27 protein-coding genes are annotated in these 25411 nt (G+C 45.7%); all 27 read left to right on the plus strand.

All coding sequences use genetic code 11. The features are described 5' to 3' along the window. Positions 1-10 precede the first annotated feature (10 nt). Complete coding sequence (locus tag NQS30_RS07630; RefSeq protein ID WP_025284723.1) at positions 11-1714, plus strand: hypothetical protein; 1704 nt, start codon at positions 11-13, stop codon at positions 1712-1714. Then, a complete protein-coding gene (locus NQS30_RS07635) occupies positions 1711-1992 on the plus strand; it encodes a FlhB-like flagellar biosynthesis protein (RefSeq protein ID WP_015239847.1) in 282 nt (93 codons plus the stop codon). Before NQS30_RS07630 ends, NQS30_RS07635 begins: the two co-directional genes overlap by 4 nt. Positions 1993-2166: 174 nt before the next feature. Beyond that, positions 2167-3324: an ADP-forming succinate--CoA ligase subunit beta gene (sucC, locus tag NQS30_RS07640; RefSeq protein WP_003154283.1), complete on the plus strand. Its 1158-nt coding sequence runs from the start codon at positions 2167-2169 to the stop codon at positions 3322-3324. Positions 3325-3352: 28 nt separating this feature from the next. Beyond that, a complete protein-coding gene (sucD, locus tag NQS30_RS07645) occupies positions 3353-4255 on the plus strand; it encodes a succinate--CoA ligase subunit alpha (protein ID WP_003154281.1) in 903 nt (300 codons plus the stop codon). A gap of 65 nt (positions 4256-4320) precedes the next feature. Beyond that, complete coding sequence (gene dprA, locus NQS30_RS07650) at positions 4321-5220, plus strand: DNA-processing protein DprA (RefSeq protein WP_025284725.1); 900 nt, start codon at positions 4321-4323, stop codon at positions 5218-5220. A 181-nt stretch (positions 5221-5401) separates the two neighbouring features. Then, a complete protein-coding gene (gene topA / locus NQS30_RS07655; protein ID WP_007409771.1) occupies positions 5402-7477 on the plus strand; it encodes a type I DNA topoisomerase in 2076 nt (691 codons plus the stop codon). Between the two features lie 64 nt (positions 7478-7541). Then, the gene (gene trmFO, locus NQS30_RS07660; RefSeq protein WP_218791630.1) at positions 7542-8849 is read left to right on the plus strand and encodes an FADH(2)-oxidizing methylenetetrahydrofolate--tRNA-(uracil(54)-C(5))-methyltransferase TrmFO; all 1308 of its coding nucleotides are present in this window, start codon (positions 7542-7544) and stop codon (positions 8847-8849) included. A gap of 69 nt (positions 8850-8918) precedes the next feature. After that, positions 8919-9836 (plus strand): tyrosine recombinase XerC, encoded by a 918-nt coding sequence (xerC, locus tag NQS30_RS07665; RefSeq protein ID WP_007409774.1) that lies wholly within the window; start codon positions 8919-8921, stop codon positions 9834-9836. A gap of 15 nt (positions 9837-9851) precedes the next feature. Further along, positions 9852-10397 carry an ATP-dependent protease subunit HslV gene (gene hslV, locus NQS30_RS07670; RefSeq protein ID WP_003154267.1) on the plus strand — a complete coding sequence of 182 codons (546 nt, stop codon included), beginning with the start codon at positions 9852-9854 and terminating at the stop codon, positions 10395-10397. Between the two features lie 16 nt (positions 10398-10413). Then, the gene (gene hslU, locus NQS30_RS07675) at positions 10414-11817 is read left to right on the plus strand and encodes an ATP-dependent protease ATPase subunit HslU (protein ID WP_007611413.1); all 1404 of its coding nucleotides are present in this window, start codon (positions 10414-10416) and stop codon (positions 11815-11817) included. A 37-nt stretch (positions 11818-11854) separates the two neighbouring features. Beyond that, a complete protein-coding gene (gene codY / locus NQS30_RS07680; protein WP_003154263.1) occupies positions 11855-12634 on the plus strand; it encodes a GTP-sensing pleiotropic transcriptional regulator CodY in 780 nt (259 codons plus the stop codon). A 353-nt stretch (positions 12635-12987) separates the two neighbouring features. Then, complete coding sequence (gene flgB, locus NQS30_RS07685) at positions 12988-13377, plus strand: flagellar basal body rod protein FlgB (protein WP_003154260.1); 390 nt, start codon at positions 12988-12990, stop codon at positions 13375-13377. Next, a complete protein-coding gene (flgC, locus tag NQS30_RS07690) occupies positions 13377-13829 on the plus strand; it encodes a flagellar basal body rod protein FlgC (RefSeq protein WP_218791631.1) in 453 nt (150 codons plus the stop codon). Before flgB ends, flgC begins: the two co-directional genes overlap by 1 nt. Before the next feature lie 10 nt (positions 13830-13839). Continuing rightward, a complete protein-coding gene (fliE, locus tag NQS30_RS07695) occupies positions 13840-14160 on the plus strand; it encodes a flagellar hook-basal body complex protein FliE (RefSeq protein WP_007409777.1) in 321 nt (106 codons plus the stop codon). Between the two features lie 42 nt (positions 14161-14202). Then, positions 14203-15813, plus strand: a complete 1611-nt coding sequence (fliF, locus tag NQS30_RS07700; protein WP_012117551.1) for a flagellar basal-body MS-ring/collar protein FliF — start codon at positions 14203-14205, stop codon at positions 15811-15813. Positions 15814-15825: 12 nt separating this feature from the next. Further along, complete coding sequence (gene fliG / locus NQS30_RS07705; protein WP_003154256.1) at positions 15826-16842, plus strand: flagellar motor switch protein FliG; 1017 nt, start codon at positions 15826-15828, stop codon at positions 16840-16842. Further along, on the plus strand, positions 16835-17590 hold the full coding sequence (gene fliH / locus NQS30_RS07710) for a flagellar assembly protein FliH (protein WP_015239852.1): 756 nt from the start codon (positions 16835-16837) through the stop codon (positions 17588-17590). Before fliG ends, fliH begins: the two co-directional genes overlap by 8 nt. Next, positions 17587-18903 (plus strand): flagellar protein export ATPase FliI, encoded by a 1317-nt coding sequence (gene fliI, locus NQS30_RS07715; protein ID WP_007611430.1) that lies wholly within the window; start codon positions 17587-17589, stop codon positions 18901-18903. Before fliH ends, fliI begins: the two co-directional genes overlap by 4 nt. Positions 18904-18907: 4 nt before the next feature. Continuing rightward, positions 18908-19351 carry a flagellar export protein FliJ gene (gene fliJ, locus NQS30_RS07720; RefSeq protein ID WP_032874893.1) on the plus strand — a complete coding sequence of 148 codons (444 nt, stop codon included), beginning with the start codon at positions 18908-18910 and terminating at the stop codon, positions 19349-19351. Positions 19352-19362: 11 nt separating this feature from the next. Then, positions 19363-19977: a MotE family protein gene (locus NQS30_RS07725; RefSeq protein ID WP_015388236.1), complete on the plus strand. Its 615-nt coding sequence runs from the start codon at positions 19363-19365 to the stop codon at positions 19975-19977. A gap of 6 nt (positions 19978-19983) precedes the next feature. Further along, a complete protein-coding gene (locus tag NQS30_RS07730; RefSeq protein ID WP_218791632.1) occupies positions 19984-21327 on the plus strand; it encodes a flagellar hook-length control protein FliK in 1344 nt (447 codons plus the stop codon). After that, positions 21328-21768 (plus strand): flagellar hook assembly protein FlgD, encoded by a 441-nt coding sequence (gene flgD, locus NQS30_RS07735; RefSeq protein ID WP_015239855.1) that lies wholly within the window; start codon positions 21328-21330, stop codon positions 21766-21768. Between the two features lie 24 nt (positions 21769-21792). Then, on the plus strand, positions 21793-22569 hold the full coding sequence (gene flgG, locus NQS30_RS07740; RefSeq protein ID WP_007409783.1) for a flagellar basal body rod protein FlgG: 777 nt from the start codon (positions 21793-21795) through the stop codon (positions 22567-22569). Between the two features lie 39 nt (positions 22570-22608). Further along, the gene (gene swrD / locus NQS30_RS07745) at positions 22609-22824 is read left to right on the plus strand and encodes a swarming motility protein SwrD (protein WP_003154243.1); all 216 of its coding nucleotides are present in this window, start codon (positions 22609-22611) and stop codon (positions 22822-22824) included. Beyond that, positions 22821-23240 (plus strand): flagellar basal body-associated protein FliL, encoded by a 420-nt coding sequence (gene fliL / locus NQS30_RS07750; protein WP_003154241.1) that lies wholly within the window; start codon positions 22821-22823, stop codon positions 23238-23240. Before swrD ends, fliL begins: the two co-directional genes overlap by 4 nt. A gap of 33 nt (positions 23241-23273) precedes the next feature. Next, complete coding sequence (gene fliM, locus NQS30_RS07755; RefSeq protein WP_003154240.1) at positions 23274-24272, plus strand: flagellar motor switch protein FliM; 999 nt, start codon at positions 23274-23276, stop codon at positions 24270-24272. Further along, positions 24262-25398, plus strand: coding sequence for a flagellar motor switch phosphatase FliY (fliY, locus tag NQS30_RS07760; RefSeq protein ID WP_007409785.1), 1137 nt, complete (start codon positions 24262-24264; stop codon positions 25396-25398). Before fliM ends, fliY begins: the two co-directional genes overlap by 11 nt. Positions 25399-25411: the final 13 nt, after the last annotated feature.

A 25411-nucleotide genomic window follows, 5' to 3' on the forward strand; every position in this document is an offset into this window, starting at 1 on the left:
GGCTTAAGACATGAACATAAGCGGCGAAATCCAAGCGGCTTTCAGACAGCTGACGGCGGAAATCCCTCCGGACCGGCAAGACGGCGGTAAAGACAGCGGCGCTCAAAGGCTGCTGTTGGGGAAGGTTCTCCGTTTGCTGGACGATCAAAGCGCTCTTATCCAAATCGGCGGCCGGACGATGCAGGGAAAACTTGAAACCGCCCTTCGTCCGCAGGCGTATTACTGGTTTTCTTATGACAAACAGCCGGCGGAAAAAACGGGCCGGCTTCATGTCATCGACCAATTCGAAGGAAACCCGAAAACCGTTCAGGAAGCGGCGGGAAGACTGTTAAACGCTCTTTCTGTCAAACCAGGCCCTGTGTCTCTGCAGATTGCCGAAACGTTTATGCAGCAGAAGCTGCCGATGACGGAAAACAGCCTCAAAGCTTGCATCCGCTGGGCTGAATCGCTTCCGGCCGCCGAATTGAAAAAAGCGGCGGAAACAATCGTATTTGCGCTGAAACGGGAACTGCCCGCACATCCGGAAGTCTTGTCAGCCATTCATGCTGTTAAATATCCGGTTCCGACCCGGCGCCTCCTCTCAGGACTGCTTCAGGCAATCAATCAGGCTCCGCAATCGGCAAAAGAGCTGTCTGTGCTCAAAGAGGCGGTTTCTGACGTGTTAAACGCGGAAACGGATCTTCATGCAGAACGTCTCTTGAAGAAGCTTGCCGAGACTGCACGCATGCCGCTCTCAGAAACCGGGCTGATGGATGAAGGAGAACGGACGGAATCAAAACAATCACCATTTGTCCGAGAGACTCGTGAAAACGGAAAGGCAGTCTCAAGCCAGCCTTCTCCTCCGAGTGCACGGACAGATCCGGAACTGCCTGAAAAAACGGCAAAACAGATTATAGAGAAATTAATGACATCGGCAGAAAAAACTGAAAACCGTCCCGTAAAAGTAACGGCGGAGATCATTAAGGCTTTCATTTCTCAAGAAAAAACATTTAAAACAGCACCTGTTCTTCAAAACGCACATCTGACAGAACAGGAGGCGGCTGTTTTTGAAAAAGCCGCTCAGCTCACCGAATTGAAATATGCAGAAAAACATGATGTATTAAGCCTTTTGCAGAAAATCAAAAAAGGACTGGGCACACGTGATGAATTATCATTCATTACAGCGCTTGAAAAAGGCGTGTCTCCGCAGCCGGAGAAACAAGCGCTGAAAACAGCCCTCCAAGCCGTCCGGACGCTTCAAGAAGCGCCCCAATCCGTTAAACAAGAGGCGGAACCGCTTATTCATAAATTAAACGGCCAGCTGTTTATTGAGCAGCATAACCCTTCTTTTACGCAGATGGTGCTGTCATTTCCGCTGGGAGCGTCCGCGTATGAGAATGACATCACAGTTCTCTTTAAAGGACGGAAGAAGCCGGACGGAAAACTCGATCCGTCACATTGCAGGCTCCTGTTTTTGCTGCACCTTGAAACACTGCAAGAAACCGTTGTGGACTGCATGATTCAGCAAAATGTAATGACCATTACGGTTGAGACTGATTTTGAGCTTCAGGCGGCCATCGACCCTCTCGTACCGGCTTTAAAAGAAGCCGTAAAAGAAACGGGCTTCAGCCTGTCAGGCGTCACGGCTAAAAAACGGCGCCCGAAAGACCAGAGCGCTCTTGTGGAAGAGTTTATAGAAAAAGACGGCGGAAGAAAAGTGGATGTGAAAATATGAAAGAGCAAACGCCGTTAAGAAGAGCTGTCGCCCTGCATTACGACCGGCAGAAAGACCAAGCCCCGAAGGTTGTCGCAACAGGCAGGGGGCACGTGGCGGAAAATATCATAAAAGAAGCTGAGAAGGCGGGGGTTCCCATTCAGGAAGACAGAACCCTTGTCGAATTAATGCGCCATTTGACGGTTGACGATCAGATACCGGAGGCGCTCTATGAAACCGTTGCCGAAATTTTTTCATTTGTTTACAAACTGGACGAAACCCTGAAAAACGAAAAATAAGGACCATTCATTTCCCGGACTCCGTTTAAATTTATATTTTCAATAAAATAAAAGTTAGAATGTTTGGAAGGATATAAAGATTTTGTTTTGAACCCTAGACAATTCTTCCAGTATTATATAGAATGAAAGCGCAGTCTATTTTTAGTTTTGCTACATAAGTTAGGAGGATGGGAAATGAATATCCATGAGTACCAGGGAAAAGAAGTCCTCAGAAAATACGGGGTGTCTGTTCCTGAAGGTAAAGTGGCTTTTACAGCAGAGGAAGCAGTTGAAAAAGCAGAGAGCCTGTCAAGCTCGGTTTATGTCGTAAAGGCGCAAATCCATGCTGGCGGCCGCGGCAAAGCTGGTGGGGTAAAGATTGCAAAAACAAAAGATGAAGTGAAAGAGTATGCCGAAGAACTGTTAGGCAAGACGCTCGTCACACATCAAACGGGTCCGGACGGACAAGTAATAAAACGCTTACTTATTGAAGAAGGCTGCGATATTAAAAAGGAATACTATGTCGGGCTTGTACTTGACCGCGCTACTTCAAGAATCGTTTTAATGGCGTCTGAAGAAGGCGGAACGGAGATTGAAGAAGTAGCGGAAAAAACACCTGAAAAAATTAAAAAAGCGGTAATTGATCCGGCTGTCGGCCTTCAGGGCTATCAGGCAAGGGAAATTGCATTCGCAATTAACATCCCGAAAGAGCTTGTCGGCAAAGCCGCTAAATTTATGCTCGGTTTATATAAAGCATTTGTTGAGAAGGACTGCTCGATCGCCGAGATCAACCCTCTCGTCGTTACGGGGGACGGAAACGTCATGGCGCTGGATGCTAAGCTGAACTTCGACAGCAATGCGTTATACAGACAAAAAGACATTATGGAATACAGAGATTTAGATGAAGAAGATCCGAAAGAAATCGAAGCGTCAAAATACGATTTAAGCTACATTTCCCTTGATGGAAATATCGGCTGTATGGTAAACGGCGCGGGTCTTGCAATGTCTACTATGGATATCATTAAACACTACGGCGGAGAACCTGCAAACTTCCTTGATGTCGGGGGCGGCGCAACCGCAGAAAAAGTTACGGAAGCTTTTAAAATCATTCTTTCCGATCAAAACGTAAAAGGAATTTTCGTCAATATTTTCGGAGGCATCATGAAGTGTGATGTCATCGCCGAGGGCGTTGTTGAAGCGACGAGACAAGTCGGATTGACATTGCCGCTGGTCGTGCGCCTTGAAGGGACAAACGTAGATTTAGGAAAGAAAATCCTGAATGAATCAGGCTTAAACATCACATCTGCGGAATCAATGGCAGACGGCGCACAGAAAATCGTATCCTTAGTTTAGGAAAGAATGAAAGGCAGGGGACCAGATAATGAGTGTTTTTATCAATAAAGATACAAGAGTTATTGTACAGGGGATTACAGGTTCTACCGCTTTATTTCATACAAAGCAGATGCTGGAATACGGCACGAATATCGTTGGCGGTGTAACACCTGGAAAAGGCGGAACGGAAGCGGAAGGCGTACCGGTATTCAATACGGTCGCAGAAGCGGTTCATACAACGGGCGCAGATGCGTCAGTTATTTACGTGCCGGCTCCGTTTGCGGCGGACGCAATTATGGAAGCGGTTGACGCGGAAATTGATCTTGTCATTTGTATCACTGAGCACATTCCGGTTTTGGACATGGTGAAAGTGAAGCGCTTTATGGAAGGCAAGAAAACGAGATTAATAGGGCCGAACTGCCCTGGTGTTATTACACCTGAAGAATGCAAGATCGGCATTATGCCGGGATACATTCATAAAAAGGGTCATGTAGGCGTTGTGTCCCGTTCAGGAACATTGACATACGAGGCTGTCCATCAGCTTTCAGAAGCCGGCGTAGGCCAATCTACCGCTGTAGGGATCGGCGGCGATCCGGTCAACGGCACGAACTTTATTGACGTGTTAAAAGCGTTCAATGAAGATCCTGAAACACATGCCGTCATCATGATCGGAGAAATCGGCGGCACAGCTGAAGAAGAAGCGGCTGAGTGGGTGAAAGCGAACATGACGAAGCCTGTTGTCGGCTTTATCGGCGGTAAAACCGCGCCTCCGGGAAAACGTATGGGCCATGCGGGCGCCATCATCTCCGGAGGAAAAGGCACGGCAGAAGAAAAAGTCAAAACGATGAACGCCTGCGGAATTGAAGTCGCGGAAACCCCTTCTGTAATGGGTGAAACGCTGATTAAGGTGTTAAAAGAAAAAGGCTTATTTGAAACGTGCAAAACGCACTGATCGAAGCAGGGGCAGCCGTAACGGCTGTTCCTGTTTTTGCTGAAAAAAAGAGGAGGTTTCCAGATTTGGATCAAGCATCGCGCTGTTTAATGGTCTGCAGTATTAATCAAATCATTTCCCCGTCTCTTCTATTAAAATGGTGGAAAGCTGATCACTCTCTGTCTTTTTTACCGAATCCGCATCCATTAACTGTTTTATCAGAAGGGAAAACAGCCCCGGAAGCAATTTTTCGGGAAATAGAGCGCAAGGATCCGGAACTTGATGAAGTTCTGTCCGATTACCGCCGCGAAGGCATTACTGTCATTCCGATTTCATCAAGCCGCTATCCAACATGGCTTAAAGCGATTTATGATCCGCCGGCTGTCTTGTATGCAAAAGGGAACACGCCGCTTCTTGAAAAAGGCAGAAAAATTGGGATTGTAGGAACGCGGAAACCGACGGAAGACGGAATAAAAGCGGTTGGGCATCTTTCCGCCGAACTCTCAAAAAAAGGCTGGGTCATTGTAAGCGGGCTTGCATCCGGTATAGACGGATTGTCTCATAAGGCGAGCATCAGGGCAAAAGGGCTTACGATCGGCGTGATAGCCGGCGGATTCCATCACATCTATCCCCGGGAAAATCTCCTGTTAGCAGAATACATGGCTGAACACCATCTCCTACTCTCAGAACATCCTCCTGAAACAAAGCCGAAAAAATGGCACTTTCCGATGAGAAACCGCATAATCAGCGGACTAAGTGAAGGAATTGTGGTCGTGCAGGGAAAAGAAAAAAGCGGTTCATTAATCACAGCTTACCAGGCTCTCGATCAAGGCAGAGAGGTATTTGCCGTTCCGGGTTCCATATTTAATCCATATTCCGGAGGACCTATAAAACTCATTCAAGAAGGGGCGAAAGCTGTATTATGCGCAGAGGATATTGACGGAGAGCTGACCCCCCGATGCGTTCAGTATACGGAACCCTTTTGAAATATCGTTTGACAAACGGTATTGTAATATTTAATAATAGTGAGGATTTAAAGTTGCACATTATTTTCATGTATAAAATGACGTTCATCATAAAGAATGAAATGTTGAAAGCCAAAAAAAGGCAGCTCTAAAATGAATTGATACTTGAAAAGAGAGAGAACACCTCTTGAGGGGGATGAAAATGTCTGATTATCTAGTCATCGTGGAATCGCCGGCAAAGGCGAAAACGATTGAACGTTATTTAGGGAAGAAATATAAAGTCAAAGCTTCAATGGGACATGTCCGGGATCTTCCGAAAAGTCAAATGGGAGTTGACATCGAACAGAACTTTGAACCGAAATATATTACGATCCGCGGAAAAGGCCCTGTTTTAAAAGAATTAAAAACAGCGGCAAAGAAAGCAAAAAAAGTCTATCTCGCGGCCGACCCCGACAGAGAAGGGGAAGCGATTGCATGGCATCTCGCACACAGTCTTGATCTGGATCTCAGCTCGGACTGCCGGGTCGTCTTTAATGAAATAACGAAAGACGCCATTAAAGAATCATTTAAACATCCGCGCATGATTAATATGGATCTTGTCGATGCGCAGCAGGCGCGCCGCATACTAGACAGACTCGTCGGATACAAAATCAGCCCGATTCTTTGGAAAAAAGTAAAAAAAGGCCTCAGTGCGGGCCGTGTGCAATCCGTTGCGCTCCGGCTGATCATCGACCGGGAAAAGGAAATCAACGATTTTAAACCTGAAGAGTACTGGACGATTACCGGCTCATTTTTAAAAGGAAAAGAGACGTTTGAAGCCGGATTTTTCGGAAAAAACGGCAAAAAGCTTCCTTTAAAAAGCGAAGAAGACGTAAAAGCCATCCTTGCTCAGCTGAAAGGCAATAAGTATACAGTTGACAAGGTTACGAAAAAAGAGCGCAAACGAAATCCCGCTCTGCCGTTTACAACGTCCACTCTGCAGCAGGAGGCTGCAAGAAAGCTGAATTTCAGAGCGAAGAAAACGATGATGATCGCGCAGCAATTATATGAAGGAATTGATCTCGGCAAAGAAGGGACAGTCGGGCTCATCACGTATATGAGAACGGACTCAACGCGGATTTCCAATACAGCCGTTGAAGAAGCGTCAGCTTTTATTGATCAGGCGTACGGAAAAGAGTACTTAGCGGGAAAACGGAAACCGGCAAAGAAAAATGAAAACGCTCAAGATGCCCACGAAGCGATCCGTCCGACTTCGGTGCTCAGAAAACCTGCCGACTTAAAAGCGGTGCTTGGAAGAGACCAGCTCAGATTATACAAGCTGATTTGGGAGCGCTTTGTTGCAAGCCAGATGGCGCCTGCCGTCCTTGATACGATGAGCGTCGATCTCAGCAATAACGGATTGACATTCCGGGCAAACGGAAGTAAAGTCAAATTCGCCGGCTTCATGAAAGTCTATGTAGAGGGTAAAGACGATCAGCTGGAAGAAAAAGACCGCATGCTTCCGGACCTTAAAGAGGGAGACACGGTTTTATCGAAAGATATTGAGCCTGAGCAGCACTTTACTCAGCCGCCTCCGCGTTATACAGAGGCGCGCCTGGTTAAAACGCTTGAAGAACTGGGGATCGGCCGTCCTTCGACATATGCGCCGACTCTTGACACCATCCAGCGCCGCGGTTACGTGGGATTAGACAATAAACGGTTTGTGCCGACTGAGCTTGGGCAGATCGTGCTGGATCTTATCATGGAGTTTTTCCCGGAAATCATCAACGTTGAATTCACGGCTAAAATGGAAAGAGACCTTGACCATGTTGAAGATGGCCAGACAGAATGGGTTCAAATCATTGACAGCTTCTATACTGATTTCGAAAAACGCGTGAAAAAAGCGGAAGCCGAAATGAAAGAAGTGGAAATTGAACCTGAATACGCCGATGAAGATTGTGAGTTATGCGGCTCCCGGATGGTTTATAAAATGGGCCGATACGGCAAATTTATGGCGTGCTCCAACTTCCCTGACTGCCGGAATACAAAACCGATTGTCAAACAAATCGGCGTAAAATGTCCTAAGTGCCATGAAGGAAACATTGTCGAACGAAAATCAAAAAAGAAACGCATCTTTTACGGCTGTGACCGTTATCCTGAATGCGACTTCGTATCTTGGGACAAACCGATTGAACGAAAATGCCCGAAATGTGAAAATATGCTCGTAGAGAAAAAGCTTAAAAAAGGCATACAAGTCCAATGCGTCGAATGCGATTATAAGGAAGAACCACAGAAGTAGCGGTGAGCAGAGCCTTGCTCACCTTCTTTGTGTGGAAGGGACAAACAACAGGAGATGAAAAGAAATGAACCAGCAAACAGTTAATGTAATCGGAGCAGGCCTTGCCGGAAGTGAAGCGGCATGGCAGCTTGCAAAAAGAGGAATTCAAGTGAAACTATATGAAATGCGGCCCGTCAGGCAGACGGCAGCCCATCATACTGATAAATTCGCCGAACTGGTATGCAGCAACTCCCTCCGTTCAAATACACTCGCCAATGCGGTAGGCGTATTAAAAGAAGAAATGCGGGCCCTTGACTCGGCAATCATTCAATCTGCTGATAAATGCTCGGTTCCGGCCGGGGGAGCGCTTGCCGTTGACCGTCATGAATTTGCGCAAAGCGTGACGGATCTCGTGAAAAACCATCCGAACGTAACGGTTCTTACTGAGGAAGTAACAGAGATTCCGGAAGGCCCGACTGTTATCGCGACCGGACCGCTTACGTCAGAATCGCTTTCACAGCAGCTGAAAGAGCTCACGGGAGAAGAGTATCTGTATTTTTATGACGCGGCGGCGCCGATTGTCGAAAAAGACAGCCTCGATATGGAGAAAGTGTACCTAAAATCCCGTTATGACAAGGGAGAAGCGGCATACTTAAACTGCCCGATGACAGAGGAAGAGTTCGACCGTTTCTATGAAGCATTGACGACGGCTGAGACGGTACCTTTAAAAGAATTCGAGAAAGAAATCTTCTTTGAAGGCTGCATGCCGATTGAAGTCATGGCGAAAAGAGGCAAGAAAACAATGCTGTTCGGACCGATGAAACCGGTCGGACTGGAAGATCCGAAAACAGGCAAGCGCCCTTATGCAGTCGTTCAGCTCAGACAGGATGATGCGGCGGGAACGCTTTATAATATTGTAGGTTTTCAGACACATTTAAAATGGGGAGACCAAAAAGAAGTGCTTAAACTGATCCCCGGTCTTGAAAATGTTGATATCGTCAGATACGGCGTCATGCACAGAAACACATTTATCAACTCGCCGAGCCTTTTGAACCCGACATATCAATTTAAACAGCGGAACGATCTGTTTTTCGCGGGCCAAATGACCGGCGTAGAGGGTTATGTTGAATCTGCCGCTTCAGGTCTTGTAGCGGGAATCAATGCCGCCAAACTTGTGCTCGATCAGGATCTTGTGACATTCCCGCAGGAGACGGCAATCGGAAGCATGGCTCACTACATTACGACGACAAATCAGAAGAACTTCCAGCCGATGAATGCAAACTTCGGCCTCTTAAAAGAATTGCCTGTGAAAATTAAAAACAAAAAAGAACGAAATGAAGAATACGCTAAACGTGCAATTGAAACTATTCAAACTATTTCGAAAACGATATAGCTTTTCATTGCAACTTCGATGCATTATATGATACCATTTAAAAGCCCTTCGGAGAGGGAGGTCTTCATAATGACTGAGAATGTTAACTTTTTTTTAAAGTTATTCGTTGAATATTTACAAATTGAAAAAAATTATTCACAATATACTATTGTGAATTATGTTAATTCGATTGAAGAATTTGGGATGTTTCTGCATGCTCAAAATATAAATGGAATGAAAGAAGCTGCATATCATGATGTGAGAATATTTTTGACAGAGGCTTATGAAAAAGGCCTGTCAAGAAAAACAATCAGCAAGAAAATTTCAGCTTTGAGAAGCTTCTATAAATTTTTAATGAGGGAAAAGCTTGTTGAAGAGAATCCGTTTCAGCTTGTTCATCTGCCGAAACAAGAGAAACGGATTCCGAAGTTTCTTTATGAAAAAGAACTTGAGGAACTATTCGCTGTTTCAGACAGAAGTCAGCCGTCAGGGATGCGCGATCAGGCCCTGCTTGAGCTTCTTTATGCGACCGGAATGAGGGTCAGTGAGTGCTGTACGCTCACTGTCGGCGATCTTGACCTGTTCATGGATACGGTGCTCGTTCACGGGAAAGGCAAGAAGCAGCGCTATATCCCGTTCGGCTCATATGCCCGTGATGCGCTGGAGCTGTATATTAACAGCGGAAGGCAGTGCCTGCTTGAAAAAGCAAAAGAGCCTCATGATGTGCTGTTTGTCAATCAAAGAGGCGGCCCGCTGACCGCCAGAGGAATCCGGTATATTTTAAGCGGGCTTGTAAAAAAAGCATCCGGCACTTTACATATACACCCGCATATGCTTCGGCACACGTTTGCGACTCATCTGCTGAATGAAGGGGCTGATTTAAGAAGCGTCCAGGAGCTTTTGGGCCATTCCAATCTGTCTTCTACGCAGATATACACGCATGTATCGAAGGAAATGCTGAGAAACACATATATGTCCCACCACCCGAGAGCTTTTAAAGAAAATTAAAAGGAGGCCCTTCTCATGTCATCTTTTCATGCGACAACGATTTTTGCCGTCCAGCATAACGGGAAAAGCGCTATGTCAGGAGACGGCCAGGTCACATTCGGTCAGGCTGTAGTCATGAAACATACCGCGAGAAAAGTGAGAAAGCTGTTTAACGGAAAGGTTCTGGCCGGATTTGCAGGATCTGTTGCAGACGCTTTCACACTTTTTGAAATGTTTGAGGCGAAGCTTGAAGAATACAACGGCAATTTAAAACGTGCGTCGGTTGAGCTTGCGAAAGAATGGCGCAGCGATAAAGTGCTGCGCAAGCTGGAAGCCATGCTGATTGTCATGAACCAGGATACCTTGCTTCTCGTATCGGGAACAGGTGAAGTGATTGAGCCGGATGACGGCATTTTGGCAATCGGCTCCGGCGGAAACTACGCCCTGTCAGCAGGAAGAGCGCTGAAAACCTATGCCGGAGAGAATCTGTCCGCCAAAGATATTGCAAAAGCCGCTTTGAAAATCGCGGGCGAGATTTGTGTGTACACAAACGATCAGATCATTTTGGAAGAACTTGAATAGAAAGGACTTGAGGCGCATGGAAAACAAACCGTTAACACCGAGACAAATCGTAGATCGGTTGGATCAATACATTGTAGGACAGCAGGATGCGAAAAAAGCTGTCGCCGTGGCATTAAGAAACCGCTATCGCAGAAGTCTTCTTGATGAAAAACTGAGAGATGAGATCGTTCCCAAAAACATCCTGATGATGGGCCCGACCGGGGTGGGGAAAACAGAGATCGCCAGACGGATCGCCAAGCTTACCGGTGCGCCATTTATAAAAATTGAAGCGACAAAATTTACAGAAGTCGGCTATGTAGGCAGAGATGTCGAATCAATGGTCAGAGACCTCGTTGAGACATCCGTGCGGCTCATTAAAGAAGAAAAAATCAGCGAAGTGAAAGAACAGGCTGAAGAAAATGCAAACAAACGTATAGTGCGGCTTCTCGTTCCGGGAAAGAAAAAACAAGCGGGTGTGAAAAATCCGTTTGAAATGCTTTTCGGAGGAAGCCAGGCGGCAAATGATGATGAAGCCGACCAGCAGGAAGAAGCAAGCCTTGAAGAGAAAAGAAAGCGCATGGCGCATCAGCTCGCATTGGGAGAGCTCGAAGACCATTACGTCTCCGTAGAGGTGGAAGAGCAGCAGCCATCGATGTTTGACATGCTGCAAGGCTCCGGGATGGAGCAGATGGGCATGAATATGCAGGATGCGCTGAGCAATCTGGTGCCAAAAAAGAAAAAACGCCGCAAAATGACGGTCAGAGAAGCAAGGAAGGTTCTGACCAATGAAGAGGCAGGCAAATTAATCGATATGGATGAAGTCGGCCAAGAGGCCGTGTTAAGAGCTGAAGAGGGCGGCATTATCTTTATTGACGAAATAGATAAAATTGCAAAAAACGGAGGGGCTTCTTCCTCAGCAGATGTATCGAGAGAAGGCGTTCAAAGAGATATCCTTCCGATTGTCGAAGGATCTACCGTCGTCACGAAATACGGCTCCGTCAAAACAGATCACGTGCTGTTTATCGCAGCCGGGGCATTCCATATGGCCAAACCGTCTGATCTGATTCCGGAGCTGCAGGGCCGCTTTCCGATTCGTGTAGAATTGAGCAAGCTGACAGTAGATGATTTTGTGAAGATTCTCGTCGAACCCGATAACGCGCTGTTAAAACAATATCAGGCTTTATTGCAGACAGAAGGTATATCTCTTGAATTTTCTGACGAAGCTATTCGTAAGATCGCCGAAGTAGCTTACCATGTGAATCAGGATACGGACAACATCGGAGCGAGAAGGCTTCACACGATATTGGAACGTCTCTTGGAAGACCTGTCGTTTGAAGCGCCGGACGTGACGATGGAAAAAGTCGCTATCACGCCGCAATACGTTGAAGAAAAGCTCGGAACGATTGCAAACAACAAAGATCTAAGTCAATTTATATTGTGAAAATTTAATAAGAGGAATTCTAGGAGGATTATTTATCATGGCTTTACTACAAAAAACACGAATTATTAACAGCATGCTGCAGGCTGCGGCAGGCAAACCCGTAAACTTTAAAGAAATGGCTGAAACGCTTCGTGACGTCATTGATTCTAATATTTTCGTCGTCAGCCGCAGAGGAAAGCTTTTGGGCTACTCTATTAATCAGCAGATTGAAAATGACCGCATGAAAAAAATGCTTGAAGACCGCCAGTTCCCGGAAGAGTACACGAGAAATCTGTTCAATGTTCCGGAGACGTCTTCAAACCTTGATATCAACAGCGAATACACGGCGTTTCCTGTAGAAAACAGAGACCTGTTCCAAGCGGGCTTAACAACGATCGTGCCGATCATCGGCGGAGGAGAGAGACTGGGCACGCTCATTCTGTCCCGTCTGCAGGATCAATTTGAAGATGATGATCTCATTCTTGCTGAATACGGAGCAACCGTTGTAGGAATGGAGATTTTAAGAGAAAAAGCGGAAGAAATCGAAGAAGAGGCGCGAAGCAAAGCGGTTGTTCAAATGGCGATCAGTTCTCTGTCTTACAGTGAACTTGAAGCGATTGAGCATATCTTTGAAGAGCTTGACGGAAACGAAGGCTTGCTTGTGGCAAGTAAGATTGCGGACCGTGTCGGCATTACGCGTTCAGTCATCGTTAACGCGCTGAGAAAGCTGGAAAGCGCAGGCGTCATTGAATCCAGATCACTGGGAATGAAGGGGACGTACATTAAAGTTCTGAACAACAAATTCCTTATTGAATTGGAAAACCTTAAATCTCATTAAGACAAAAGCAGGATCCCTAAAAATGGGCGTCCTGCTTTTTTTATGGACAATAGGTGAAAAGTTGCAGTTTAAAGTTGCTTATTGGAATCTGATCTGAGATAATCCATCTTGCTGTGTGAAAAAAGGAGGAAGATACAGAAATTCTGCTATTTTCAGTCTAATATTAAACAAATCCTTGTAGTACAAATATTCTAGGACTTAATACCTACATACAAAATAGATATAATTGAGCACTTTTTTTTAGCCTAACTTCATAGACTTTAAGCCTGTTATTTCTTACAATAAGCATATGGTTTTACAATTCTCGACAAGGATTTTTAGGAGAAAAATATCTGAAATGGAGGTAAGTGGATTTGGACTTATTTTCTGGAACTATACAAAATCTTGAGAATGCCTTGGGGAGAGCGGACATTAAGCAAAAAGTCTTAACTAATAATATCGCCAATATAGATACACCGAACTACAAGGCAAAAAAAGTCTCTTTCCGAAATTTGTTAGATCAGGAAACATCCAATCTTGAGGCTGTAAAAACCGACTATCGGCACGTTGACTTTACGGGTTCGGGGGACGATTATTCTATCGTGTCCAGCAGTGATACATCGTACCAGCAAAACGGAAACAATGTCGATATCGACAAAGAAATGACAGATTTAGCCGAAAACCAAATTAATTATCAGGCTTTGGTTGAAAGAATGAGCGGCAAATTCAATTCTCTGAAAACCGTCTTGACAGGAGGAAAATAATGAGTGGCTTTCAAAGCTTAAATATTTCGGGTTCCGCTTTAACTGCACAGCGTGTCCGGATGGACGTCGTATCGTCCAACCTGGCCAATATGGATACAACGAGAGCGAAGCAGGTAAATGGCGAATGGGTGCCTTACAGAAGAAAGCTGGTATCTCTCCAATCCGGAGGCGAATCATTTTCGTCCCTTTTACATTCCAAGATGAACGGAACAGGAAGCGCGGGAAATGGCGTAGAGGTATCTGGTGTTACGGAAGACCCGTCCGCTTTTAATCTCGTTTATGATCCGGAGAATCCTGATGCGAATAAAGACGGATATGTACAAAAACCAAATGTAGATCCATTAAAGGAAATGGTGGATCTTGTCAGCAGCTCGAGATCATACGAAGCAAACGTAACTGCATTAAACGCCTCCAAAGGCATGCTTTTGAAGGCGTTAGAAATCGGAAAGTAAGGTGATGTAAGTGGTTAACGCTATTACTCCTTTTCAGCTTCAACAAACCCAAAATACTCAAAACGTAACGAATCAATTAAACCAAACTCAAAAAACTGATTCTTCAAACCAAACAAGCTTTTCGGAGCTTTTAAAAAACTCTATTGATTCGTTAAATGAGTCACAAGTAAAATCTGACCAAATAACGAACGAACTGGCTGCAGGAAAGGATGTAAACCTTGACGAGGTCATGATCGCTGCCCAAAAAGCAAATATTTCTCTGACGGCCGCTACCGAATTCCGCAATAAAGCCGTGGAAGCCTATCAGGAAATCATGAGAATGCAGATGTAGTGGTCAGATTGAAGAGAATGACTGGAATGACCGGGGGTTAACATGAATCGTACTCTAATGCAAATGAAAACCAAAACGGCAGCGTTTTGGAACAACAGATCAAAAACACAGAAGATACTCATGGTAAGCGGCTTGGCCGCATTCATTATTTTACTCATCGTCGTTATTATTTTTACTTCGTCTGAAAAGATGGTGCCTCTTTATAAAGATTTGTCCGCGGAAGAAGCGGGGAAGATTAAAGAAGAGCTCGATACGAAAAAGGTGTCTTCTGAACTTGCTGACGGCGGCACGGTCATTAAGGTTCCTGAGAGCCAAGTGGATTCGCTTAAAGTCCAGCTTGCCGCGGAAGGCCTGCCGAAAACGGGATCAATTGATTATTCGTTTTTCGGACAAAATGCGGGCTTCGGCCTGACAGATAATGAGTTTGACGTTTTAAAGGTTGAGGCGACTCAGACCGAATTGTCAAACCTGATAAATGAAATGGACGGTATTAAAAGCTCGAAGGTCATGATCAATATGCCGAAAGAAGCCGTGTTCGTCGGTGAAGATCAGCCGGCAGCGTCCGCATCAATCGTTTTGCAGATGAAACCGGGCTACTCGCTTGATCAAAACCAGATCAACGGGCTGTACCATCTCGTTTCTAAAAGTGTTCCGAACTTAAAAGAAGATAATATCGTCATAATGGATCAAAATTCTACATATTATGACAAAAGTGACAGCGGTGCAGGGTCCGTTTCTGACAGTTATGCTTCTCAGCAAGGTATTAAGTCGCAGGTCGAAAAGGACATTCAAAAACATGTTCAGTCACTGCTCGGCACAATGATGGGGCAGGATAAGGTCGTTGTTTCCGTGACGGCGGATGTTGACTTCACGAAGGAAAAACGCACTGAAGACACTGTCGAACCTGTCGATAAAGATAACATGGAAGGCATAGCGGTAAGCGCCGAAAAAGTTGCGGAAACGTATAAAGGCGACGGAGCGGCCAACGGCGGCACGGCCGGAACGGGAAGCAATGACACCGCGAACTATGCCGAGACAAACGGCGGTTCAAACAGCGGGGACTACGAAAAAAGCAGCAATAAAATCAACTATGAAGTCAACCGCATTCATAAAGAAATCGCTGAAAGCCCGTATAAAGTGCGTGATTTAGGCATTCAGGTCATGGTGGAGCCGCCTAATCCGAAAAATGCCGCTTCCTTATCAGCACAGAGACAGGCTGATATACAGAAGATTTTAGGAACGGTCGTCAGAACGTCTCTTGATAAAAACGAAACGCAAAATCAAAACCTGACAGACAATGATATCAACAATAAAATCGTTGTATCCGTTCAGCCGTTTGACGGAAAAACAAGCCTGAACACAGATTCGGCACAATCTTCAGGTCTTCCGATCTGGGTATACATTACAGGCGGCGTACTGCTTGCGGCCATTATTCTGCTTATTATTCTCCTCATCAGAAAGAAACGCTCACAAGAGGATGAATACGAAGAATATGAATATGAAACACCGCCCGAGCCGGTTCGATTGCCTGATATCAACGAAGAGAAAATTGAAACGGAAGAAACAGTCAGACGAAAACAGCTTGAAAAAATGGCTAAAGAAAAACCGGAAGACTTTGCTAAATTGCTTCGAAGCTGGCTGGACGAGGATTAGGGGGAATGGAAAATGGCGAAACGTGATCAGAACAAGCTTACAGGAAAACAAAAAGCAGCCATCCTCATGATTTCCTTAGGCCTTGATGTATCAGCTTCTGTGTACAAGCATTTGTCTGAAGAAGAAATTGAAAGATTGACACTCGAGATTTCGGGAGTCAGAAGCGTCGATCATCAAAGAAAAGATGAAATCATTGAAGAATTTCATAATATCGCAATCGCTCAGGACTATATTTCACAAGGCGGTTTAAATTACGCCCGCCAAGTGCTTGAAAAAGCGCTCGGAGAAGACAAAGCGGTAAGCATTTTAAACAGGCTCACCTCTTCTTTGCAGGTAAAGCCGTTTGATTTCGCGAGAAAAGCGGAGCCCGAACAGATTTTAAATTTCATTCAGCAGGAACATCCGCAAACGATGGCGCTGATTTTATCCTACCTTGACCCGGTGCAGGCCGGACAGATTTTGTCTGAGCTGAACCCGGACGTTCAGGCTGAGGTGGCAAGAAGGATTGCGGTTATGGACAGAACGTCTCCTGAAATCATAAATGAAGTGGAGCGGGTCCTTGAACAAAAGCTGTCCTCCTCCTTTACGCAGGATTATACGCAGACCGGCGGCATAGAAGCCGTTGTTGAAGTGTTAAACGGCGTAGACAGAGGAACGGAAAAAACGATCCTTGATTCATTAGAAATCCAAGATCCTGAGTTGGCGGATGAAATCAAAAAACGGATGTTTGTCTTTGAAGATATTGTCACCCTTGATAACCGTGCGATTCAGCGCGTGATCAGAGACGTTGAAAACGACGACCTCCTGCTTTCATTGAAGGTTGCGAGCGAGGAAGTCAAAGAAATCGTCTTCAGCAATATGTCACAGCGTATGGTTGAAACGTTTAAAGAGGAAATGGAAATTATGGGGCCTGTGCGTTTGCGTGATGTGGAAGAGGCGCAATCAAGAATCGTGGGCGTCGTCCGCAAGCTGGAAGAAGCCGGAGAAATTGTAATCGCGCGAGGCGGAGGAGACGATATTATTGTCTAATATCATTAAACAGCAATCATCATTTTCTCCTGAACAAAAACGGCGCAAGCTTTCCTTGCAGGAAGTCAGGAAAACACATTCCCATCCAGACCGGGAGGAACCCGAAAATCCGGAGGCTCTCATGGCCTTTGCCAAGGCCGAAGCCGACAGGGTGTCTGAAGAAGCGAAAAATCAATTAGAGCACACTCTTCTGCAGATTGAAGAAGAGAAAAACCGCTGGGCGGAAGAAAAACAAAGATTGATAGAAGAAGCAAAGGCAGAAGGATATGAAGAAGGCATGGCATTGGGAAAAGCCGAGGCTCAAGCTGAATACGCCAATCTCATCAGCCGGGCCAATGCCGTTATGGAAATGGCGAGACAGTCAGTCGAGGAAAAACTGGAAAGCGCTGAGGAAGAAATTATTGAGCTTTCCGTTGCGCTCGCTAAAAAAGTATGGCGGCAAAAAAGTGATGATAAAGAGGCTTTCCTTCTGCTGGTCAAACAGGTAGTAGCCGAAGTAAAAGATTATGATGACATCTCCATCTATGTGGACCCTGAATATTATGAGACGGTTCATCAGCATATGGACGAAATTCAGCAGCTGTTATACAAAGAATGCAGATTAAGCTTATATGCCGATGAAAAAGCCGCGAAGGGAACGTGCTCGATAGAAACTCCGTTCGGACGTGTTGATGCAGGCATAGATACCCAGCTGATGCAATTAAAGCAAAAACTTTTAACGGCGCTTGAGGCGGGAGCGGAGCAATGAAGACACAGTATTTAATAGACTCAATTGAAACAGCGGATCCGTACAAACGCTACGGCAAGGTTAAACGGGTCATCGGGCTGATGATTGAATCAAAAGGGCCCGAAAGCTCAATCGGAGATGTTTGTCTCATTTATCCGAAAGGCCATGCGAAAAAAGCGATTAAAGCTGAGGTTGTAGGCTTCCAGGATGAAAACATTCTGCTAATGCCTTATCTGGAAGCGGCCAGCATCGCGCCGGGCAGCATTGTGGAGGCCACTGGCGAGTCGCTCCGCATCAAAGTAGGCGCGGGTTTAATCGGACAAGTTGTCGACGCGTTCGGCGAACCTCTTGACGGCCGGGCGCTTCCGAAAGGTTTGTCCCCCGTTTCGACGGAACAGCCGCCGCCAAACCCGATGAAACGCCCGCCGATACGGGAAAAGATGGGTGTCGGCGTCAGATCGATTGACAGTCTGCTGACGGTAGGAAAAGGGCAGAGAATCGGGATTTTTGCCGGAAGCGGAGTCGGAAAAAGCACCCTGATGGGAATGATCGCGAAGCAGACTGAAGCTGATTTAAACATTATCGCACTCGTCGGTGAACGGGGGCGAGAGGTGCGTGAATTCATCGAGAAGGATTTAGGCGAAGAAGGCCTGAAACGCTCAATAGTCGTAGTCGCGACCTCTGATCAGCCTGCCTTAATGCGTTTGAAAGCGGCGTATACGGCCACCGCCATTGCAGAGTACTTCCGCGATAAAGGCAGGAATGTGATGTTCATGATGGACTCCGTCACGAGGGTCGCGATGGCTCAGCGGGAAATCGGCCTGGCAGCGGGAGAACCGCCGACAACAAAAGGATATACACCTTCTGTGTTCGCTATTTTACCCCGTTTGCTGGAAAGAACGGGCGCGAATGAACAAGGAACGATAACCGCTTTTTATACGGTTCTCGTTGACGGAGATGACATGAACGAACCGATTGCCGATACGGTGCGCGGAATATTAGACGGGCATATCGTTCTCGATCGGGCGCTTGCCAATAAAGGGCAGTTCCCGGCCGTGAACATCCTGAAAAGCATCAGCAGGGTCATGTCTAATATTTCAGACACATCGCATATAGAGGCGGCCAACAAATTCCGCGATCTTCTGTCAACTTATCAAAACTCTGAAGATCTCATTAATATCGGAGCTTACAAAAGAGGATCATCAAGAGAAATTGATGAAGCGATTCAGTTTTATCCGCAGCTTATTCAATTTTTAAAACAAGGAACGGAAGAACCCGCTCAATTGGAAGACAGCATTGCGGCATTGACGAGTCTGACAGGAAAAGAGGAATAACATCGTGGCATACCAATTCAGATTTCAAAAGCTGCTGGAATTAAAAGAAAATGAAAAAGACCAAACATTGACTGAATACAGACAATCGGTTTCTGAATTTGAGACAGTGGCTGAAAAACTATATGAAAATATGAGCAAAAAAGAATTGCTCGAAAAAGACAAAGAATCAAAGCTGAAATGCGGGATGAGCGTTCAGGAAATGAGACATTATCAGCACTTCGTTTCCAATCTTGAGAACACCATCTATCATTATCAAAAGCTTGTCATCATGAAACGAAATGAAATGAATGAGAAGCAGGAACAGCTCACCGAAAAAAACATTGAAGTAAAGAAATTTGAAAAAATGCGGGAAAAACAATTTAATATGTTCGCACTTGAAGACAAAGCTGCAGAGATGAGGGAAATGGACGACATTTCAATCAAGCAGTTTATGATTCAGGGGCATTAGGAGCGAATGAAATGGCCGATAAAGAAAAGAGATCTGGAAAGTTCGGTTCAATCCTGCTTTTTATCATGATCCCGCTGATTTTTCTGATCATCGTCGCAAGCATCATCCTTTGGGCTGCCGGCGTTGATGTGATGAAGCCGATTCAGGAAACAGCCGCTAAAACGCCTGTTTTAAAAGAATTGGTTCCCGAAACGAAAGAAATGAAAAGCGCGGCGGAAAAGCAGAAGGAAGACAGAACGGCTTCTCTTGAAAAGACCATAAAGGAACAAAAAAGTGAAATTAACATTTTGAATAAAGATTTAGACACAAGCAAGTCCGAAATCGATAATCTGAATCAGAAAATCCGTTCACTGAAACAGGAAGCTGAACAACAGCAGAAAACGAAGACGGATGAAACGAAAAAAGACGCTTCGGATTCAGCCGGAAAAGATAAAATGATCAACATCTATAAAAGTATGGACAGCGGTAAAGCGGCAAGCATTATCGTAAAGCTGAAAGAAAAAGAAGCCCTCGATATTTTAAACGGATTAAGTAAAAAGCAGCTTGCTGAAATCTTGACGAAAATGACTCCTGAACAAGCGGCTAAATATACAGAAAAACTATCCGCTGACGGAAATAAGGAGTGATGTAAGTTGAAGCTGCTTGAATTAACGGGTAATCGTACGCAGACTGTGCAAAACAGCAATGTGAAGATGAATGTAAACAGCTTAGGTCTATTTCAGAACTGGCTCCTGTCGGAAATCACTTTTCCCCGGCAGCCCGGAGATGAAACAAAAACAAGTGACGCAGAGCTGAATGATGCCTTATCGAAAATCGGTGATTGGCTGAAAGCCGGCCCGGAAGATAAAGAATTGCAGCTAAAACAGCTGCTTGAGGCGGTAAAAGCTCTTGAAGGAAAGCAGACGGCTGAAACAGCTCTTCCTTTATTGAAACAGCTTGCCGAATCTGTTGAAGACATGTTAGTGGGAAAACAGCATGGGGCGAAGCCTGAAACGGATGAGCCGGATTCTTCCGCAAAAGACGGGGATTCCGTCAAGGATGAGCTTGAGAAGGGTCTGCTTTTCATTCAAGAAGCCGTATCCCAGCTCTTCACATCTCAGCAGGAACTGCCGGACAGCGCGCAGGCAAAGGCGGTTTACCAGGAAGGCGCCCGGTTATTAGAGGCATTGAAAAAACAAGGCGTTCCGGACCGCGTGATTCAAGACCTGCGGCAGACATTTTTTCCGAAAAACGAATCTGCATCTAAACTTTACTCCATGACAGCCGCTGAGCTGAAGAGCTTTCAAAGCGTCGCGGAGCAGCTTGCGGGCCTTTCTCAAAAGGGAACAAAGGAATGGGATATGGCTGAAACTGAGCTGAAAGCCTTTGTGTTATCTCAATCATCTGAATCATCCCAAGAGTCAGCCGGAAAAACAGAACAGCAAAACGGCGGCACGGTTTCTCACGCAAAGGCGCCTGACAGCAAATTGTCTGCACATATACTGTTTTCGGGAACGAGAAGCCTTGCCGGCATTCAGCAAACGTCCGCAGGAGCCGAACAGCAGCCGGCAGAAAATAAACCGTTAACGGATCAGGTCATCAGCGGCTGGAAACAGATGAAATACACGCCTTTCGGGAAAACAACCGGAAGCTTTACGATTCGTCTTAATCCCGAGAACCTCGGATTTGTCACAATTAAGGTGACAAACGAAAACGGGATGTTTCAAAGCAAAATAATCGCATCCAGCCAGTCCGCGAAAGAGCTGCTGGAACAGCATCTTCCTCAGCTGAAACAGTCGCTTCCGAATATGGCGGTCCAGGTCGACCGTTTTACAGTCCCGCTTCAAAGCGGGGATCAGCAGCCTGTTTACGGGCAGACGGCCGATCACAATAAACAGCAGCATCAGGGACAGAGAGAGCAGAAGAACCAGCAGCAGTCAGGCGATTTCGGAGATATGCTGGAGGAGCTTTCTCTCAATGAAATGGAGGAAGAATAGTTGACATCAGTAAACTCGGATTATGCCGCGGCGGGCGCTTCAACCACTTCAAGCGCGAAGAGCACCGCCGCAGTAAACAGCAGCACGAATTTAGGGAAAGACGAATTTCTGAAGATCTTAATGACACAGGTTCAAAACCAGGACCCGCTCAATCCGGTTGATGACAAAGAATTCATCAGCCAGATGGCGACATTTTCTTCATTGGAGCAAATGATGAATATGAATACGACGATGACTAAATTTGTAGAAAATCAAGATCCGTTTACGATGTATGTGAACTGGATCGGCAAAAATGTCACATTCAGCGACAGCGACGGGAAGGATCAGACAAGCCCGGTCAATTCAGTCAAGCATTCAAACGGCAATTACGTGCTCGTGCTTGAAAATGGCAAAGAGGTCAGTCCGTGGAATGTCACGGCCGTCAGCGAAACATCTAAATAAAAAGAAACCCAGGGGGAATTTAACATGTTACGTTCATTATATTCCGGTATCAGCGGCATGAAAAACTTTCAGACAAAACTAGATGTAATCGGCAATAACATCGCCAACGTCAACACAGTGGGATTTAAGAAAAGCCGCGTTACATTTAAAGATATGATCAGCCAGACAGTCGCCGGCGGTTCAAACGTGACCAATTCAAAACAAATCGGCTTAGGTGCCGCGACTTCTTCCATTGATGTCGTTCATTCAACCGGCGCCCCGCAGGCTACACAGAATAAAACCGACCTAGCCATTGACGGAGACGGCTACTTTCAGATTAATACAGGTGCGGGAATTGTTTACACACGTGCGGGGAATTTCGGAAAGGACAATCAAGGGAACCTTGTTACGACTGACGGGTACTATCTTGAAAAAATCGGCGGCGGCAAAATCAATATTCCGACTGATGCGAAAGATTACAGCATCGGTGCAGACGGAACCGTTACATACACTGATGCAGGGGATGAGGTTCATGATGCCGGACAAATCGGTCTGGTCACGTTCCCTAACAGCGCCGGTCTGGAAAAAATCGGAGGAAACCTTTACAGAGAATCATTAAGTTCAGGAGCTGCAAGCGCAGTCACCACTCCGGGCGAAAACGGAACGGGTAAGCTTTTGGCAGGCTATCTTGAAATGTCAAACGTAGATCTGACAGATGAATTTACCGAAATGATCGTTGCTCAGCGGGGTTTCCAATCAAACTCAAAAATCATTACGACTTCAGATGAAATCCTTCAGGAGCTGGTTAATCTGAAACGGTAAGGAGGGAGGAGAGGCGGTTAGGCCGCTTCTCCGGATTGCATGATTCAAGTCACCCGTTTAAACGGCCAGCCTTTTACGCTGAACGCGCTGTTTATCGAACAGATTGAGTGCTTCCCCGACACGACGATTACACTGTCCAACGGCAAAAAGTTCGTAGTGAAAGAACCGGAAGAAGCAGTTCTCAAAAAAGTCATATCGTTTTACCATAGCATACAAATATTTTCACTGGATCAGGGAATAGAGGAAGAAGAATGAAGAAAAAATTAGTCATCATTTTGCTGATTATTTTAATTGTCATCGCCGGCCTCGGAACGGCAGCATATTTTGTCGTCAGCGGACATTCCGGCAAAGATAAAAAGCCGACAATTGACGAAGTCGTTGCAGCCACTGTGTCTGTCGACGATATTACGACAAACTTAAAGTCTGACAGCATCATCCGTATCGGCATCAAGCTTGAAACCGACTCGGCTAAAGCGAAGGAAGAACTTGAAAAACGCGATTTTCAGGTGAAAGACAACATCATTTCCATTTTAGCTGACACAAGCGCCGGAGAGATTGAGGGAGATAAAGGAAGAGAAGCGTTTAAACAATCATTAAAAGAGAAAGTAAACAGCTATCTCCAAGAAGGAAAAGTTCAGAAAGTGTACATTACCTCCTTTAATCTGCAATAAAAACAAATTTGACAGAATACGGAGGTGAAGAAAATGTCAGGAGAAGTTCTCTCCCAAAATGAAATAGACGCACTGCTTTCCGCCATTTCCACGGGTGAGGCGGATGCGGAAGAGCTGAAAAAGGAAGTTAAAGAGAAAAAAGTAAAGGTATATGATTTTAAACGGGCTCTCAGATTCTCGAAAGATCAGATACGCAGTTTAACCCGGATACATGATAACTTTGCGAGGCTTCTCACAACACACTTTTCCGCCAAGCTCAGAACGTATATTCATATATCCGTCAGCTCAGTTGACCAGGTGCCGTATGAAGAATTTATCCGTTCCATACCGAACATGACGATTTTAAATTTATTCGATGTTCATCCGATGGAAGGCAGAATCATGATGGAGGTTAATCCCACCATCGCATACGCAATGCTTGACCGCGTCATGGGAGGCATCGGCATCACTCATAACAAAGCTGACAGCCTTACGGAAATTGAAACGAATATTATTTCTAACTTATTTGAAAATGCACTGGGCAACTACAAAGAAGCTTGGCAATCGATTGCTGATATTGACCCTGAAATGACTGAATTTGAAGTGAATCCTCAGTTTGTGCAGATGGTTTCCCCAAATGAAACAGTCGTTGTCATTTCTCTCAATACGCAGATAGGTGAAATCAGCGGTGTCATTAATCTTTGTATTCCCCATGTCGTACTTGAGCCGATTATCCCTAAGCTTTCCGTACATTATTGGATGCAATCAGACCGGAATGAAGCGAAGCCCGAAGAAACGAAGTTGCTTGAAAAGCGCATCATGACGGCTCAAATTCCCGTTGTGGCTCTCTTGGGCGCTTCTGAACTGACAATAGAAGAATTTTTAAGTTTGGAAGTCGGGGACTGTATAACTCTGGACAAATCAGTGACTGATCCTCTTACTGTATTGGTCGGAAACAAACCGAAGTTTTTAGGGCAGGCCGGCCGGGTGAATCGAAGACAGGCAGTGCAAATTTTAGATCACGACATAAGAGGTGAACAAGATGAACAATAGATTATCTCAAGATGAAATCGATGCTCTTCTTAACGGCACAAACAGTCAATCAGAGGATACAGAACAGCCTCAAGGGGCGAACTTGTCTGAACTTGAGCGCGATGCGATCGGAGAAATCGGGAATATTTCGTTCGGCAGCTCGGCTACGGCGCTGTCCACTCTTTTAAATCAAAAAGTGGACATTACGACGCCGAGTGTGACCGTCATTTCAAAAAGCAAAATCAGTGATGAATTTCCTCATCCGTATGTTGCCATTGAAGTGAACTACACAGAAGGCTTTGACGGCAGCAATTTGCTCGTCGTCGAACAAAGCGACGCGGCCATCATCGCGGATTTGATGATCGGCGGGGACGGCCGGGGCGCCGACCCGTCACTCGGTGAAATCCACCTGAGCGCCGTGCAGGAAGCAATGAATCAAATGATGGGCTCGGCTGCTACGTCAATGTCGACCGTGTTCAGTAAAAAGATTGACATTTCTCCGCCAAGGGTTGAACTTCTGGATGTGACGGAAGAAAAAGGGACTGACAGAATACCTGAGGATGACCTGCTCGTAAAAGTGTCATTCCGTCTGAAAGTCGGCGAATTAATCGATTCGAGCATCATGCAGCTTTATCCGATTACGTTTGCGAAAGATCTGATCGCAGACCTGATGACTGCAGACCAGCATGAGTCAGAGGCCGCAGAAACCGTATCAGAACCACAGGAAACATACGAAACGCCGCAGCCGGAACCTGCCATGCAGCCGGAGCCGCAGGCAAAACCCGAGCTTCCGAAGAGACAGGGAACCGCAAAAAAAGCTGCTCCTGTTCAAGTCGCTCCGGTAGAATTCCAGGCGTTTGATCATAACGAAGCGGCGCAAGGATCAAGGAATAACCTTGATATGCTGATGGATATTCCGCTTTCCGTTACGGTTGAGCTCGGCAGAACGAAGAGAAGCGTCAAAGAAATCCTTGAACTTTCTGCGGGAAGCATTATTGAGCTTGACAAGCTGGCTGGTGAACCTGTTGACATCCTGGTCAACCAGCGGATCGTGGCAAAGGGCGAGGTCGTTGTCATAGAAGAAAACTTCGGCGTGAGAGTCACTGATATTTTAAGTCAGGCAGACCGCCTTAACAATTTAAAATAAGCGAACATAGAGG

The organism is Bacillus sp. B1(2022), from assembly GCF_040259625.1.
Lineage (GTDB): Bacteria > Bacillota > Bacilli > Bacillales > Bacillaceae > Bacillus > Bacillus velezensis.

Excerpts from the sequence above, each read along its gene's own strand:
- NQS30_RS07630 (WP_025284723.1), top strand. The coding sequence starts at position 11 with ATGAACATAAGCGGCGAAATCCAAGCGGCTTTCAGACAGCTGACGGCG.
- NQS30_RS07635 (WP_015239847.1), top strand. The coding sequence starts at position 1,711 with ATGAAAGAGCAAACGCCGTTAAGAAGAGCTGTCGCCCTGCATTACGAC.
- sucC (WP_003154283.1), top strand. The coding sequence starts at position 2,167 with ATGAATATCCATGAGTACCAGGGAAAAGAAGTCCTCAGAAAATACGGG.
- sucD (WP_003154281.1), top strand. The coding sequence starts at position 3,353 with ATGAGTGTTTTTATCAATAAAGATACAAGAGTTATTGTACAGGGGATT.
- topA (WP_007409771.1), top strand. The coding sequence starts at position 5,402 with ATGTCTGATTATCTAGTCATCGTGGAATCGCCGGCAAAGGCGAAAACG.
- trmFO (WP_218791630.1), top strand. The coding sequence starts at position 7,542 with ATGAACCAGCAAACAGTTAATGTAATCGGAGCAGGCCTTGCCGGAAGT.
- xerC (WP_007409774.1), top strand. The coding sequence starts at position 8,919 with ATGACTGAGAATGTTAACTTTTTTTTAAAGTTATTCGTTGAATATTTA.
- hslV (WP_003154267.1), top strand. The coding sequence starts at position 9,852 with ATGTCATCTTTTCATGCGACAACGATTTTTGCCGTCCAGCATAACGGG.
- hslU (WP_007611413.1), top strand. The coding sequence starts at position 10,414 with ATGGAAAACAAACCGTTAACACCGAGACAAATCGTAGATCGGTTGGAT.
- codY (WP_003154263.1), top strand. The coding sequence starts at position 11,855 with ATGGCTTTACTACAAAAAACACGAATTATTAACAGCATGCTGCAGGCT.
- flgC (WP_218791631.1), top strand. The coding sequence starts at position 13,377 with ATGAGTGGCTTTCAAAGCTTAAATATTTCGGGTTCCGCTTTAACTGCA.
- fliF (WP_012117551.1), top strand. The coding sequence starts at position 14,203 with ATGAATCGTACTCTAATGCAAATGAAAACCAAAACGGCAGCGTTTTGG.
- fliG (WP_003154256.1), top strand. The coding sequence starts at position 15,826 with ATGGCGAAACGTGATCAGAACAAGCTTACAGGAAAACAAAAAGCAGCC.
- fliI (WP_007611430.1), top strand. The coding sequence starts at position 17,587 with ATGAAGACACAGTATTTAATAGACTCAATTGAAACAGCGGATCCGTAC.
- NQS30_RS07725 (WP_015388236.1), top strand. The coding sequence starts at position 19,363 with ATGGCCGATAAAGAAAAGAGATCTGGAAAGTTCGGTTCAATCCTGCTT.
- flgG (WP_007409783.1), top strand. The coding sequence starts at position 21,793 with ATGTTACGTTCATTATATTCCGGTATCAGCGGCATGAAAAACTTTCAG.
- swrD (WP_003154243.1), top strand. The coding sequence starts at position 22,609 with ATGATTCAAGTCACCCGTTTAAACGGCCAGCCTTTTACGCTGAACGCG.
- fliL (WP_003154241.1), top strand. The coding sequence starts at position 22,821 with ATGAAGAAAAAATTAGTCATCATTTTGCTGATTATTTTAATTGTCATC.
- fliM (WP_003154240.1), top strand. The coding sequence starts at position 23,274 with ATGTCAGGAGAAGTTCTCTCCCAAAATGAAATAGACGCACTGCTTTCC.
- fliY (WP_007409785.1), top strand. The coding sequence starts at position 24,262 with ATGAACAATAGATTATCTCAAGATGAAATCGATGCTCTTCTTAACGGC.